The sequence below is a fragment of the Nostoc sp. DSM 114160 genome (assembly GCF_053470305.1).
In genome coordinates this window covers 1,368,833-1,383,242 of sequence record NZ_JBPFGO010000003.1, presented here as the reverse complement: position 1 = coordinate 1,383,242, position 14,410 = coordinate 1,368,833, and the positions used below count along the sequence as shown (strand labels likewise).

Sequence of the window (14,410 nt, the reverse complement as noted above, 5' to 3'; positions counted from 1 at the left end):
ATCAAAAAGTTTTATTATTTTAATTTGTGGCAAAAATATGAGCTAGTCACTCTCTAATCTCAGTATTTTCATCCATAATAAAATCAATAGTTTCTCTAATTTCTGGCGCAGCATTAATAATTTTTATTTTTTTATAGGCTGCCATGCCATACTGACGAATTGGTGTAGATAATAAAGCATTCAAGAAGCTATGAGGTGCAGAAATAACTTCATCAAAATCTATACTTAAACACTTTCCTTCCGCAACTTCAGGAAGAAGTTTTTCATCTCTAATACGGATTGCTGTCATTTTATCTTCAGCATATTTCCCAAAGTAATTACGTACACTAATATAAAATTTATTCTGTTTCTCAACATCAGACGCGTTGGAAAGTTCTTGTGTTGCTGCTGCACGGAATTCCGACATCATCTTTTGCAAATTAATATCTTGTGAAATTCCTAACTTAATAGTTACATAAACTAATGTACCTGGCCATTGAGATTCTGTGATTCTTCCTGTAACATCAGTTGGCGAAATATGTACTACTCCATTGCCAGAAACAATATGCATATCAGCATGAAGTTTGCGAATGATATTACTTGAAAGGTATAATCCAACGCCAGCATTGTTCTGGGCTTGGTAGGGATTACTTTTCAGAAAAGTTCCTGAGACTTGTGGTTTTAAAGCGTGTTGGATAGCTGATACATGATCCTCAATTTCTGGATAAACCTGTCTTAAGTGTTGTTTAATGCCAACACCAAGATCGGCTACAATAAAAGAAATTTCACCTTTTTCTCGATACCAAGAAAACTGTATTATTGACGGAATTTTAGAATTATGTCCATGTTCTAAGGTATTATAAAGTAACTCAGACAAAGCATAGCGCAGTGTTTTTTCATACTCAATATCAAATCCTTTTGTATAACTTACAGCTTTTTCTAAAGCTGTTCTAAAATCAAAATTATTTCTAATTGCAAAAAGTGGCTTGGAAGGATGACTAAAAAAGTTATTTTTATCTGATACCAGTACAGAAAATAATCCAGTACCAGCCATCATTCCCCACATTTTTGATGCTCCTTGTCTCAGTAATTTATCATAATAATCGTATTTAAATGTGACATAACAGCCATTATTCTTTAATTGCCAAATATAAAGTACAACCAGTGATAAAGCTTGATAATTAGCTCTGAAGCATTTGCTGAAATCTATTACAACCTCTTGATTGTTTAATGTCCAGTCAAATAGAGTTAGAACTCTGCTAAATTCATACGCACCCTGATAGGTAAATGTTAAAGTTCTAGGTAGAGTAATAATGGATTTATGAAGATTATTCATAGTTAACAGGTTTAAAAGCTGGAAATAAAGCGTCAAATTCTGGGTGAATACTCCAGTTAATTAATTTGCGTTGCCTGTCGCCAAATAGTCCCCTTCCATGTCTGGCTTGTCCTGGTTCGGCGGCGTGTAATTCAATTGCGCCTTTTTTCAAAGCTGCACCCAGTAACTCATCCATCCATTTTTCAAAGCTATTGGCAGTTTCCAAAGTGGACGCGATCGCAGTATATTGGGCAAATGTTCGCATCACAGGTTCAACGGGAGAAAATCCTCTCATATCGGCGTGGGTGCTGGTGGCAATCTGGAGTTGGGCGCTGGGAGAGTCTGGAACTGGAGATAAAATAGCTAAGTCTGGTTGTTGTGCCAAATGTAACGGCAGTATCAGTTGCCCATTTCGCAACCAGTCGAGGCTGTCTAGCAGGTAAAGGCTAGCTTTAAGTGGGGCAAGTGAAATTAATTTATGTTCAGTTCCGATAATTATATTGTGCCCTTTCTGACTCTTTAACGCAGTAGTATTACTTTTATTTTCTGGAAAAAAAAAGGTAGAATTTGAGGTCATCCAAGTACCTAGACAAGCGTTTTCTCTACCTTCTGTCCAAGTTTCGGGGCGGGAATGTACTTTAATAGGTTGTTGCCAATGGCTGATTTGCCAATCACCTCCGGCTAGATGCAGCAGTAACAGCCGCAGCCAAACACTTTTTTTTAACAGATGCACCGCTAAGGCTTCTAAGGTTTTTTGGGAGTCATTTTCGCGCCAGATGGTTAACAGTAGTTGCGCTTCCTCTGATAATTGCCAGCTTTTACCGTCGGGGGTTGATTCTAACAAGCCCACACCAAGGATTTTGGCGGGTTTGGTTGTAGTGTCTAGTCCAAAAAGTCCGGGGGTACTCCGGCGAGAAATTGTTTTAGTTAGATACTGTTCCCAAGTTGACCAGTAGCCGGAGAATGTGGTTTTTTCTGACTTTGCTAAAATCGCTAATGCGCGTAACCACGCTTCCGGGTCGCGGGGTTCTGGCCAGAAAGAGGGAGGCGCAAGCATGATAGATATTTTCTTGTTCATCTGGTTGTCACCTGGGCAACAGAGGTGTTACCAGCAGTGGCGAGTCGTTCTTTTACCCATCTGTCGCAACTGTTGCGAATGGCTGAGGTGATAGAATTGCCCAGGCGGTTAAATGATTTACTACCTAGTACCCGGTAGCAGCTATCAGAAAAATTAGAGTGGATGGTATAGCCAGAACGCCTACCGCTACTACCAGTTTCAAACCGCCACACTTGCTGTTTTAATAAAACGGCGATAACTGGGGCTAGTCTTTCTTGTAGAGAGGCTATATATAAAGTGTCTTGGGGAGAATGGGCGGTGAGTAGAGATACGCCCAACTGACTTAGGACTTGCAGCAGTAGTTCAGCGAGAGTGCCGCAAATTACCTCTTCCCCGGCGGCGGTGGTGATGACCACTAAGACTTGGGTTGGTTGGTCGAATTGGGCAAGTTGGCTATCTTCTAATTCTAGGGACAATTTACCAGAAACACGTTCTGCTGACCACGCTTCTTGAGTAAAGACAACCTGTGCTAAAAGAAACGCCCAAGGGCGATAGAGTACCCAGCGCATTGTTCCTTGAGATGGGGTGTCATCTGGGTTAATTTCCTCTGGGGTTAAATCTCCCCAGTCACCAGATAAAACACTAGATTTTATACTAGATTTTAATTTTATCTCCCCATCTCGCAAACTAGGCAAACGCAGCAACCGCCCTCGCACCCAATTAATCGCCGGGTTGAGAGGGTCGATATCCTGAAGAGAATTTGCAGGTGTACCCTGTTTACCTTCAATTAAGGGGGCAGTTGCACCTAAGACGCGTAGCAATTTGGGAGTGGCTGGGGCTTGTTCGGCGGGTGCGTCAAACAGAGTACGTTCTAATTCTGTGTAATCGCTAGAACTGAGGGCGGCTTGGGGTAAGAGTTGAATTAAAGTTTCAGATGCTTGTCCCAAGGTGTTAATAGCTTCGCTGAGTCCCTGTGCATCCCGGCGAGTTCCCAGTTCTTGCAGACGGGCGGCGATAATTTTACCCCAAGCTTGGCGGATATCAGCTTCGCAACTGAGGAGGGCGGCAACTGTTTCTGAGAGGCTGGGTAAGGTTTGCAGCAGTTGGACGGTTGCAGGGGTGGCGATGATGCGGCTACTATCGGCGGAAGTTGTCCACATTCCGAGGTTTTGCCCGATTTTTAGGGGGCTGATGTCTGCGGTGGGAATTTCGCCAATAGTTAGGAGTTGTTCTAAGTTGCGGATGGTGGAGTGTGAAAGCTTCATTTTTTCGCCTCAGTTGAGGTCAGGATTCCAAAACTCTAAGGCGGGGAAGTTGCCAAAGTCTCGATAATTAATTGTCCAAACGGGACATTTACGCACTCTTGCTGCCCAAATTACTGTCGCATCTTCCAGGCTTCCCTGCCAGTTAGGGATGGTTTGCAGTAGGGCAAAGATTTCAAGAAGGTCAGCTTGGTTGACTGGAATTAGATGTAAGCTTTCTAACATGATGTTTAGACTGCTTTGGGCTGTCCTGGGATTGGTTGTGTATAACAACCATTTGTAAACTTCAAACAAAATGGGGATGGGAGTATAAACTCTGGCTTTAGCTTGACTGAGTTGTTCAAAGCCAATTCTGCATTCTGTATGTTGGGGGTCTTTAGCATATAACAAGGCGATTAAAGGCCCTGCATCAATCACCACTTGCGAGATGGGACTTAGCATGGATTAATAATCTTAGGGAAGTCTTCCGCTTGGTCGCTGGCATTTTTAGGAGATTCGTTGACTATTCCGGCTAAGGTAAGTAGTTTAGATAGATTTTTACCAGCTAGTTTTTCTTCTAGGGCTTCCTGAATGAGACGTTCTAGGTTTTGATCGGGATGATCTTGTAAATATTGTTCTAGTTGTTGGGCTAGGGTATCGGGTAGGTCAATTGTACATTTCATAATTTTCTATAAATTGCTGAGTTTACCTATTTTGACTTTAGTGTTTATTCCTCCTCTGTGTCTTTGGTTATTTGGTCGATGATTTCATAAAGTGCGTCTAAGTCGGGGAAGAGGGGCGGTTCGTCTTTGATATCTATCCCTTTGCGGGTAAGGCGCGAGAGGATGGTTTTGTCTGGTTCTCTGTCGCCTTTTTCTAGTGCTTGTTGGGCGGTTTTGAGTTCGTCTTCGGTGATTTTGCCTTCGATGAGGGCTTCTACTAGGAGTTTGGCGGCGATGGTAAGGTATTCTACTTGTTCCTGCATTTCTAATGCTAAACGAACTTTCTCACCAATATAATTTTGAACTTGTTTAGTCCAGGTGGGAATCAATACCTCTACAGAATCTTCCAGCCGAAGTTGTGCTTGTATGACTCCTGTAGTCATTCGTTGTAGTTGTAAAGCACCTGCACGACAATTTAAAAAAACAGCAACTAAATAAGGATTAATGCCATCAAGTTTTATCTGTGCAGTTCGTCTATAAGTTATTGCCAGAGGTGCTGGATTTGGAGTAAGGATTCAGGTGGCAGAGTATTGACAAAGGGAACAGTTGAGGGAGAGTATCACAGATATGAACCAGAACCTGCCTCAAGAATTAGACCGAGAAAGCTTGAACCAGTTATCGAAAGAACAACTGGTAGAGATGATTATTGAGCAGAACAAGGTGATACGTGAGTTACAGAAAATAATCTACGAACTACACCTTGAAGTAGAACGGTTAAAAGTCAGCAGAGATTTGGATAGCTCTAATTCATCGAAACCACCATCTGGGGACATCCTCAAAAAGAGTGAAAACAAAAAAGTATCCTTGGAAGAAGAACCGAACCACCCTAAAAGAAAACCAGGTGGGCAACCAGGACATCAAGGTAAGACTCGTAAAGGTTTTGGCAGAGTAGATCGTTATGAAATCTTACGACCGACTGATTGTGTCTTTTGTGGTCAAAAAGCATTTGCAACAGTGGCAGTGAAGGTAGAAAAACAGTCTGTAGCGCAATTAGTGGAACGTCCCATTGAAATAGTGGAGTATCAACGCCATACGTGCGTGTGTGAATGCTGTGGAAATATACAAACAGCCTCATGGTCGCCAGATATCGTTCCAGGGCAAGATTTAGGAGTTAAATTACAGGCGTTCTTAGGATGGGTAAACAATTATGCACACATGCCTTATGAAAAACAACAAGAAATGTTGTGGGAATTAGGGCAAGTTGATATTGGGTTAGGAACAATAGTCGCAACCAATGAACGAATAACTCAAGCAATTGAACCGAGCGTCACTGAGTTAAGTAGTTGGGTAAAACAGACACAACCTAACATTCATGTAGATGAAACACCTTGGTCAGTCAAAGGCATCAAAGAATGGTTGTGGGTAGTGGCTAATTCTGAGTTCTGTCTGTTTACTGCGGCTGATACGCGTTCACGATCCGAATTAGAAGCAATCTTAGGAACTCAATATCAAGGTGTAATTATCAGCGACGATTTTAGTGTTTACAACGGCTATCAAGCTTTTGCCCAACAAAAATGTTTAGCGCATCTACGCCGCCACTTCAAAAAGTTAATTCAGCTTCCAGGTCTTCATAATCAAGCTATTGGTGAAGCGTTTGTTGATTTAATTGATGAAGCCTTTAGAAATTATGGACGCTGGTTCCAGACACTTGACTCTACCAGTTATAACGATTGGGTCAATGAATTCAAATCTAAGTTGCACTCCTGGCTCAATCAGTGGATTGATTTAGCCGGAGCTACCGCAGGCCAACTTTTACGCTCTTTACGCGATAGAGCTACACAATGGTGGTATTTCCTTGAGCATCCAGAAGTTCCTCCTGATAATAATCAGGCTGAACGATCGCTGCGTTTGGCTGTGACAAAACGCAAGGTTAGTGGTGGCTCCCGAACGATTGCGCGGTTTCAACACACTGCTAATTTGTTGACGGTAGTGCAGACTTGCCGCCGTCAAGGTAGGTCTGTGATTGATTTTTTTGCACAAGCACTAATGGCTGACTCTATTAACTCTCAATCTCGTCCTTCTTTGCTTCCCCAATATTAGACCTGAATCCTTACGACTTTTGAACTACTTTTAGTTCATCCTCAGTAACTTTTTCTTCTAACAAAGCTTCTATAATAAGATTACTGGAATTAAGAAGCTATCGCGATCGCTCTCTCAACCTCTCCGCCAACCGCACCTTATCACCAATGTAGTATTGAGTTAAAGTGTCAGGAACTCTGATCAGTAAACTTCGGATTCCTTCATAATCAATTGCTGGTCTAGTTGCACCATAAGCCTGTTGCCAAATAATCAATTGCCCATAATAACTACTGAGATACGTAACTAGATAGTGTCCATCTAAATGTTTTAGTCTAAATCTAACTGAATGCTGGCTGATATTTCCTGGCAGATGTCTGCTTAAAACTACCGCAGATTGTCCAAAGTTAACTCCTGTAATAGTTAGTATTAAATCTCCTTCCGCCAATCTACTGCGAGCTAATTCTGCATCTTGTTCTGGCGTCAAAAATACAGTTTCGGTTTCATCAATTAAAAGGTCTTTAATTGCGGATGTTCTATAAAAACGAATATATCCCTGCTCTGGATATTCTGCTCCTAAAGGTGTTGCACCTCCTTTAATCCCTCGCTTACTATCAATAATTTCTGAAAAACTACAGCATTTACCACTCAAATAAACTTTATTAGCTGCACTTAGAAACTCAGGTTTGTAGTACCAAGTATCGAGTCTAGATGGTTTTAAATCAGGAGTCCGAAATATAATAGGCATTTTATTCCCCCCTCACATAAGCACCAACGATCGCTGCCAAATCATTTGACACGCCGACGCTATAATCTTCCACATTATTTTTCACTAAATACCCCAAAGTCTCAGCCATACCCATAAATACATCCGGTTGCGGCTCATCTTGAAACCTTTCCGGCTCATCCTTCCTTGCCTGACGTTTCTGTAAATAAAGGATGCTAGTTTTTGCCCCCGTTCCTGACAGCTTAAACGTATCCGATGGCAAACTAATCACCGCTTTAACTATTGCCTTTCCACCATAGAATTGCCCCGTTGCTTCATCCTTCTTCCCCATAATGTACTCACGCACATATTTGTCACCGGAATTACAAAGCACCCCATCGGGTAAAACTATTAATAACCTTCCTCCCGGTTTCAACAACTGCAAACAACGGTCGATAAATAGTACTGCCGGGTCGATACTCGGCGATACAGGCTTCCAAACCCCTTTACTATCGGGCTTTCCTCCCATTGCCAACCCAGAAACCGATGGTTCATAGGTAAAAGTTCCAGCTTTATTGTTGTTTACCACTAAATCAGACCGAAACCGCGATAATATCAACTCCCGCGCCTGTTCATAAGACTTTTTCGCCTTTTCTTGATTCTTGCTAAACTTCGGCGTACCAAAAGGCGGATTAGTACAAATCAAATCATAGCTACAGGGTTGGAATTGTTCGCTAATTAAAGAGTCATGGGTGCGGAAAATTCGCGCTTTCGGCGCACCTAACAACGCCATATTTACCCGCGCCAACGTCACCATATCCTGGGAATTATCCGCGCCCACAAAACTGTACTGGCACATATCCTGAAATAGCTTGTCCCGGCGCACATCTTTTGAGGTTTCTTTGCCCAAAATATCCAGCAGCGCCCGTTCTAAATACCCCATCGCCACAGAACCAAAACCATAACTCCCACAAGCAGGGTCACAAAAGCGAAAAGCAGGTTTCCCATCTTCTCCCCGCGCTGTCAGTAGTCCCGGCGTTTCTTCTTTAATATCGTGAAAAGCAATAGCCAGCATCGCTTGCTTTACTGGTGCAGGAGTCAAATAAACCCCCATTCCCTCCGGTTTAAACTTCGCCCGCAAGAAAACATCCAAAACCCGCCCCAAGACATCAGCCGCAATATCCGCCAGTGTTCCCTGCTGTTTCACCACCTTATCCTGGTTGTTGGTAACAGGCCCCAAATTTTGAATCAGGTTTAATAGAGTTTCGTAGTTGCGGGGCTGGGCGAGTCTGAGGTGGGTTTGCTCATCAAAAATGGCGTGAGATTCTCCTTGGTCATCCGTCACCACATAATCAGCATGAGACTTAAAGTAATCAAAGGCCGCCTGAATTTGTGATATTGCCTTGTTGCCCTTCTGTTGGATATACTCCAGAGTAAAAATTTGGTCTAAACGTAAAATTTGGTCATCGTACTTAAACTCTAAATTTGCCCCCTCATGGTGTAGGCGGAAGGACTCTAGAAACAGAATTTTCGTAACTTCGCGGATAATGTCATTAGAACTAGAGATGTTATCCCGCACATTCTGATAAACTTGTTCGTGGAATTCATCAAATCCCCGCATTAAGCGATCGTACATCTTCATCGACCAGCGATAAGTCGGGTCAGCCTTAATGCGTTTGTACTCGTTAATTTCCTTTAGCGTTGGCAGACGGTCAATTTCATAAGCGGGATAACCCAAGTCAAAAACTGCTTGATGTTCCCCATCCGTCACCACCCCAAACTGAGGATATTGGTCTTCTAGAGTATCTGCTGCTGGTAAAGTATAAGACAACTCCTGTACGTAATTAGCATTTGCCTTTTCCCACTGTCCCGGCGGTAATGCCAACAAAAAAATACGCGGTGTTTCTACACCTTGAAATTGCCCCCAAACAATAGCAGCAACTTCTTTATCTAGGCTTTTTTGTAGATAAATTACACGGTCAAAACCTGCTGATTTTTGTTGCTGACAAAGGTTAGTTAATACCTCCTGTACACCAGAAGATTCTTCTTGTGCTTGCTTGACTTCCGTTTTAGTTTTTGCCATCTTTGATTAACCCTTGTAGCGGATACGCCCTGGCCCGAATACTTCCAAAACAGGTATCTCTTTTGCCAAAGCTTTGATTTTTTCCTCAGTGGTAACAAACCTCTTCGGTAGCTGGCGGCGAATTTCTGCTGCTAACATAGGTTTCCCAGTATTTGACTGTACGACTTGAATAATCGCTTCTACCAGTTCTTCTTTTTCTGTCCGTTGTCCCCCAACCTCACCAACGGCGTTTTTTCTGGCGTTGCTTCAACTTCCACCCCATCCATACAGGCTAGAAAAAGGTGAATCTGTGCTTGGTGCCAATTGCTACCCCCATCCTTAGCTAGTGTATATACTTTGTCTAAGGGTAAAGGTTCGCGTTTTAATACCGTTGTGATGGCTTCATAAATAGCTGGTGTCATATTGATATTGAACTTTCTAGGCTAGGACGAAATTTGGTGAACTTTATTAAATAAAGTTTGTGCCGAATTCCAAATATTTTGCCACTGTTCATCTAACTCTCGCTGTCTTTGGTGATGTAGCAGTAACAATTTTTCCCAATGCTGGCGCAGTGCTAACGGTACATCAGGGACTTTTAATTTGGGAATATTACCAGGATGGGTAAATTGTTGAACAGTTCCCATTGCCATCCCTTGTAACTGGGTGCGAATAGCAGTAGTATTTAGTACCAAAGCCCAAGCTCCTGATGTTTCCCGAAACCGTAACCTTTCTAAATGGTCGGTGATATATATTTTGTCCGTGGGTGCTTGATCAATAAAAGCTACCCGTGGGCTAGTGACTAAAATTGAAAGCAATACCTCCCCAGAAGTGAGAGGTTGGCGAAAAATCCGCCAAGGCGCAGGTGCTGTTTCTATTTCTTCTGGTTGTGAGAAACTTAAATCTATGCCAATATCGCTTAACCGCAAATAACGCCCCTGTTCTGGCACATCACCATACAGACGACTTCTAGAAATTTCATTTTCTGAAAGCAAATTTTCTAAACAAAGCCATCCTAGTTGATCCTTTAACAGTCGCATTTGGTGAGATAGTTTGACATGAGTTGGCACTAAAGAATCATTTATAGACTCAGCCGGAAAAAACTGCCCAGTTGATAGTGACTGATTAAAACCCGCCTCCGACTCATCTAATTGTTGCTGTTCATTCGCCACATAAGCTTCAACGTCAGCAATCAAGCGCCTTAAAGATTCGTTATTTTCCAGAATATTGTCGTTCCATTCCCACACCTGCCCATGAAGTAAACTTGCTTCTGCTACTGATGGTAAGGGGATATGCAGATTAGACAACACCTTTAAACTGACACGAGGCAGAATAGCTGCACTTTGGCGATGGAGGAGGTAAGCCTCATAAGGCTTTTGATTGAGACAAAATGCTACCCAAACACCGAAGGGGGGTTTTACAGCTTTAATAAGAATGCAATTTGCATCTACTGGATGACGAGGCAGCCTAGAAGTTGCCACAGCAGCACGTAGCGGTGGAATTTTATTCAGGACGACATCCCCTGGTTGAACACACCACTCCTCTTCAATTGTTGGTTTTTCCCAGTCTTCCACATCAAGGCGAAATTTCATACAGTCCAAATTTGCTTGACGATAGATACGGGTTTTTTCAATTCTGCGATCGTAAGCATCTGTTCCAGATTGAGTACTCACCCGCCAACCTTCAAGACAGTTACCAATCTCGCCAATTGCCACACGAGAAAAAGTTCCGCGAAAAATTTGGGCTGCCGCTTTGCAGTACAAGTCAGCACTCCAACAATCCTCTTGATACAAAATTTTGGGTGGAATTCGACTATGGAGTGACGCGTTCAATTTCTTTACCTCTGCCCACGGCAAACCCGTTCTTGAATCTTTATCTCTGCCAATTCAACAAGATTATCCTCTAACTAGCAAGGTGGAGGCAGAAAATATTAGCCAGTTGTTTGCCTCAAGCCACAATTACTTTTTGTTTATCATATCTTAGTACTCCCGTGACGATCAGAAAACTAATTATGTGAGTTCACATGGATATTGTAAAAAGATGTGGTATGCTCAGAAAACTATTCCTCAGTAACCTGATGGTGAAATTAAGTTACACATCCTAGATAACCAAGTATTTGCTACTCAGCAGTGGTGATCTACTGAAGGTTGAATCTTGTCAACGTTAAGTAATCCCCTCAAGCAGAATATTTACAGGGCAAGATTCCTAGCAGATTGATTAAACCTAACGTAGAGGAAAAACCAATGTTGTCAGACCACTTGCTTGATTTTTGAGCGACTGACATTTGCGAATATATCCACTTTAATTGGAGGTAACTGAATGGCTAAACGTAAGAGAACAACCAATCAGGCAGTTATTGATAGGTTTATCAGCGAGGGGTCGTGGGCAGGGTGTAGGTTCTAAGTACAAACCCTGGCTATTGATTCAAGATGTGGCATCCCAAGGTCTTGCTAACAGGATAAAGGGTTGGAAAACCAATCGAGTTCACCACCTACACAGCAACCTTGAACTTAATTATTTCTACGTACTAGAATGGTCGCCTATTATCTGTGACATCCGAGAGCAATATCCCCTGCTACCTCTGGAAGAAACATTAGCGATCGCTGAACAGATTGGTATATCCCATCCTAAAGACCCCAAAACTCAAGAGCCAATCGTGATGACCACAGACTTTGTTATTACTGTGCGTCAGAAAATAGGAGTTACTGAACATGTACGCACAATTAAATCCGCTAAAGATTTGCAATCAGAGCGCACAGTACAAAAGTTAGAAATTGAGCGTCAATACTGGCAGTCCAGAGACATCAATTGGGGAATTGTAACGGAACATGAAATTCCTGAAAGATTGGCTAGAAACATTGATTGGGTACACCCTTTCCTCAATGTTGAAGACCTTTCCACCATATCGGAATCTGAGATTCGTCGAATTACAACTGCCTTAACTTTGAGAGTAGTCGAAGAGCATGAGTCTCTAGCAAGTATAGCTGCTGATTGTGATGACAAACTTGGTCTAGAACCCGGTATAGGACTCTCTGTTGTTCGTCATCTGATTGCCAACCGATCGTGGTTGGTTGACATAAATAAATCAATTAATCCTAGTGAGCCATTAGTTCTCCTAGCAAATCCATTGGCACTAAACCAAAAATTAGGCGGTGTAGGATGAGCCTCCTGGTGAATATGCTGCTAGAGTGGCAAGATACTAAGACAGACATTGAGATTGAGCGTGTACTGTGGATTGATCCATCCGGTACAGACGTAGTGACAATAGAGATTAACAACTCCAAGGCTCTCCCAAAATGGCAAAAATGCAAAGATTTGGAAGTAGCGATCGCATCCCAAGAAATTTATATCCTCAAAATTGATCCATACGCAGGGTTGCTTCGTCCTGAAAATGCAATTTCAGAGAATCACTGCAAGCGTAGAGACCGAGCATGGGAAGTCATTGGCCCATTAGTTGAGGGTGACATTGAGCTAATTTTTAATCCTCGCGATCGCGGACAAATTATAGAGGCAACAGTCAAACGCACAGGCTGCATAAAAAAGACGATTTATAATTATCTACGGCGTTATTGGCAAGGTGGACAAACAAAAAATGCCCTTCTTCCTCTGTTTGATAGATGTGGCGCAAAGGGTAAGGAAAGAAAGCCTTCTAATTGTAAGCGTGGTCGTCCAAGTAAGCTCTCAAAAGTAACCGAGATACCCATTGGGGTTAATGTTGATGATAAGATTAGGAAAAAATTTTACCGTGGCATCGCATCATTTTACAAAAACCGACAAGAAAGAACTTTAAAAGATGCTTTTCAAAAGACATTGGACAAGCACTTTCATGTCGGTTATGAAATGAAAAATGGGGCATTGGTTCCTATACTACCTCCTGCTAGAGAACTTCCCACATTTGCTCAGTTCCGATACTGGTATGAAAAAGAACGGAATATTACTCAGGAAAAAATTTCCCGTGAAGGTAAGCGCAGATTTAATTTACGTCATAGAGCATTACTTGGAAATTCAACGCAGATGGCCTTTGGCCCAGGCTCAATTTATCAAATTGACGCTACCATTGGCGATATTTATCTAGTAAGTTCCCTAGACCGAAACCGTATTATTGGTCGCCCTGTAATTTACTTTATTATTGATACTTTTAGCCGACTCATCACAGGATTTAGTGTCAGTCTAGAGGGGCCAAGCTGGCTAGGCGCTATGTTAGCTCTTGAAAATGCAACGAGTAATAAAGTTGCATTTTGCTATGAATATGGCATTGAAATTGATGAAGCTGATTGGCCCACCCATCACCTACCTGAAGCTATCCTAGCAGACCGAGGTGAACTAGAAGGTTACAATGCCGATAATTTAGTAAATGCTCTAAATATCAGAGTATCCAACACACCTCCCTACAGAGCAGATTGGAAAGGAATCGTGGAACGGAATTTTCGTTTAAGTAACGACAAGATGATTCACTGGATGCCAGGGGCAGTTAATAGAGTACGAGAAAGAGGCGATCAAGACTATAGGCTTGATGCAATTCTTGACCTCAAACAATTTAGAAAACTTATTATTTTGTGCATACTTGACCATAACCAACACCACCGGATGGATTGGTATCGAATGGACGAGTTTATGATTCAGCAATACGTTGAACCATACCCTATCGAACTTTGGAATTGGGGAGTCCAAAATCGAGGTGGCCACTTACGCCAAATTGTACCTGAAATTGTCCGTTTAAATTTGCTACCCTTTGCTGAAGCTTCAGTTACCCCTCAAGGTATTTACTATCAAGGTTTGAATTACACTTGTGAACTAGCCTTACGAGAACAGTGGTTTGTTAAAGCGAGAGCAAATGGTAGATGGAAGATTTTCATTGCCTACGACCCACGCAGGCTTGACATTATTTATTTGCGTCTTGATGACAGTAGAAGATTAGAACCTTGTCAATTAATTGACACTCAAAAAACCTTTCAAGAACGGGACTGGCATGAAGCCATTGACTACTTTGAACTGCAAAAACAATCCAAAGAAGCAGCTTCCACTCGCCAACAACAGCAAAAAGCAACATTCCACGCTCAGGTAGATAAAATTGTTGCCGAAGCTAAAGAAGAAACAGAAAAAGTGCTTACTGGCCAGAGTAAGCGATCGCGCATCCAAGGTATTCGGGAAAATCGCAAGTTAGAAAGAGAACACGAAAGAGATGTTGGGGCTTGGGAATTAGGAGCAAAGGAGATTTTCCAAGAGCAAGCACAGATTATTCCTATGCCATCAGCCAATCAACCGGAACAAGATGATGAAGGTTACGTGGCACCACCTAGTCCCTATAGATAAAC

At 42.3% G+C, this 14,410-nt stretch carries 14 protein-coding genes; 3 read left to right on the top strand and 11 right to left on the bottom strand.

Annotated elements, in window-relative coordinates; genetic code table 11:
* Positions 1-46: 46 nt before the first annotated feature.
* From NSTCB13_RS31440 to NSTCB13_RS31415, 6 genes are read right to left on the bottom strand one after another with little or no spacing between them, the layout of a single operon-like run.
* Complete coding sequence (locus tag NSTCB13_RS31440) at positions 47-1,315, bottom strand: STAS-like domain-containing protein (RefSeq protein ID WP_448274962.1); 1,269 nt, start codon at positions 1,313-1,315, stop codon at positions 47-49.
* Complete coding sequence (locus NSTCB13_RS31435) at positions 1,308-2,372, bottom strand: hypothetical protein (protein ID WP_448274960.1); 1,065 nt, start codon at positions 2,370-2,372, stop codon at positions 1,308-1,310. Before NSTCB13_RS31435 ends, NSTCB13_RS31440 begins: the two co-directional genes overlap by 8 nt.
* Positions 2,369-3,616: a hypothetical protein gene (locus NSTCB13_RS31430; protein ID WP_448274958.1), complete on the bottom strand. Its 1,248-nt coding sequence runs from the start codon at positions 3,614-3,616 to the stop codon at positions 2,369-2,371. The genes NSTCB13_RS31435 and NSTCB13_RS31430 overlap by 4 nt, the downstream gene beginning before the upstream one ends.
* A 9-nt stretch (positions 3,617-3,625) precedes the next feature.
* Complete coding sequence (locus NSTCB13_RS31425) at positions 3,626-4,054, bottom strand: type II toxin-antitoxin system VapC family toxin (RefSeq protein WP_448274957.1); 429 nt, start codon at positions 4,052-4,054, stop codon at positions 3,626-3,628.
* Positions 4,048-4,275, bottom strand: a complete 228-nt coding sequence (locus NSTCB13_RS31420) for a hypothetical protein (RefSeq protein WP_448274955.1) — start codon at positions 4,273-4,275, stop codon at positions 4,048-4,050. The genes NSTCB13_RS31425 and NSTCB13_RS31420 overlap by 7 nt, the downstream gene beginning before the upstream one ends.
* Before the next feature lie 44 nt (positions 4,276-4,319).
* Complete coding sequence (locus NSTCB13_RS31415) at positions 4,320-4,697, bottom strand: hypothetical protein (RefSeq protein WP_448274954.1); 378 nt, start codon at positions 4,695-4,697, stop codon at positions 4,320-4,322.
* A gap of 184 nt (positions 4,698-4,881) precedes the next feature.
* On the opposite strand from NSTCB13_RS31415, the gene tnpC reads away from it, so the two are divergent.
* Positions 4,882-6,354: an IS66 family transposase gene (tnpC, locus tag NSTCB13_RS31410; RefSeq protein WP_448274952.1), complete on the top strand. Its 1,473-nt coding sequence runs from the start codon at positions 4,882-4,884 to the stop codon at positions 6,352-6,354.
* 97 nt (positions 6,355-6,451) lie between these two features.
* Here the strand turns inward: tnpC and NSTCB13_RS31405 are convergent, their stop codons facing one another.
* Genes NSTCB13_RS31405 through NSTCB13_RS31385 form a run of 5 tightly spaced genes read right to left on the bottom strand, consistent with a single transcriptional unit; the run spans position 6,452 to position 10,927 of the window.
* Positions 6,452-7,078 carry a hypothetical protein gene (locus NSTCB13_RS31405; RefSeq protein ID WP_448274951.1) on the bottom strand — a complete coding sequence of 209 codons (627 nt, stop codon included), beginning with the start codon at positions 7,076-7,078 and terminating at the stop codon, positions 6,452-6,454.
* Position 7,079: 1 nt separating this feature from the next.
* Positions 7,080-9,119: an HsdM family class I SAM-dependent methyltransferase gene (locus NSTCB13_RS31400; RefSeq protein WP_448274950.1), complete on the bottom strand. Its 2,040-nt coding sequence runs from the start codon at positions 9,117-9,119 to the stop codon at positions 7,080-7,082.
* Between the two features lie 6 nt (positions 9,120-9,125).
* Entirely contained in the window at positions 9,126-9,257 is a 132-nt protein-coding gene (locus NSTCB13_RS31395; protein WP_448274948.1) for a hypothetical protein, read from the bottom strand.
* 41 nt (positions 9,258-9,298) lie between these two features.
* The gene (locus NSTCB13_RS31390) at positions 9,299-9,520 is read right to left on the bottom strand and encodes a hypothetical protein (protein WP_448274946.1); all 222 of its coding nucleotides are present in this window, start codon (positions 9,518-9,520) and stop codon (positions 9,299-9,301) included.
* A 21-nt stretch (positions 9,521-9,541) separates the two neighbouring features.
* On the bottom strand, positions 9,542-10,927 hold the full coding sequence (locus NSTCB13_RS31385; RefSeq protein WP_448274945.1) for a hypothetical protein: 1,386 nt from the start codon (positions 10,925-10,927) through the stop codon (positions 9,542-9,544).
* A 524-nt stretch (positions 10,928-11,451) separates the two neighbouring features.
* Between NSTCB13_RS31385 and NSTCB13_RS31380 the strand changes: the two genes are divergently transcribed.
* Both NSTCB13_RS31380 and NSTCB13_RS31375 read left to right on the top strand, forming a co-directional pair.
* Complete coding sequence (locus tag NSTCB13_RS31380; protein WP_448274943.1) at positions 11,452-12,258, top strand: TnsA endonuclease N-terminal domain-containing protein; 807 nt, start codon at positions 11,452-11,454, stop codon at positions 12,256-12,258.
* The gene (locus NSTCB13_RS31375) at positions 12,255-14,408 is read left to right on the top strand and encodes a Mu transposase C-terminal domain-containing protein (protein WP_448274941.1); all 2,154 of its coding nucleotides are present in this window, start codon (positions 12,255-12,257) and stop codon (positions 14,406-14,408) included. Before NSTCB13_RS31380 ends, NSTCB13_RS31375 begins: the two co-directional genes overlap by 4 nt.
* Positions 14,409-14,410: the final 2 nt, after the last annotated feature.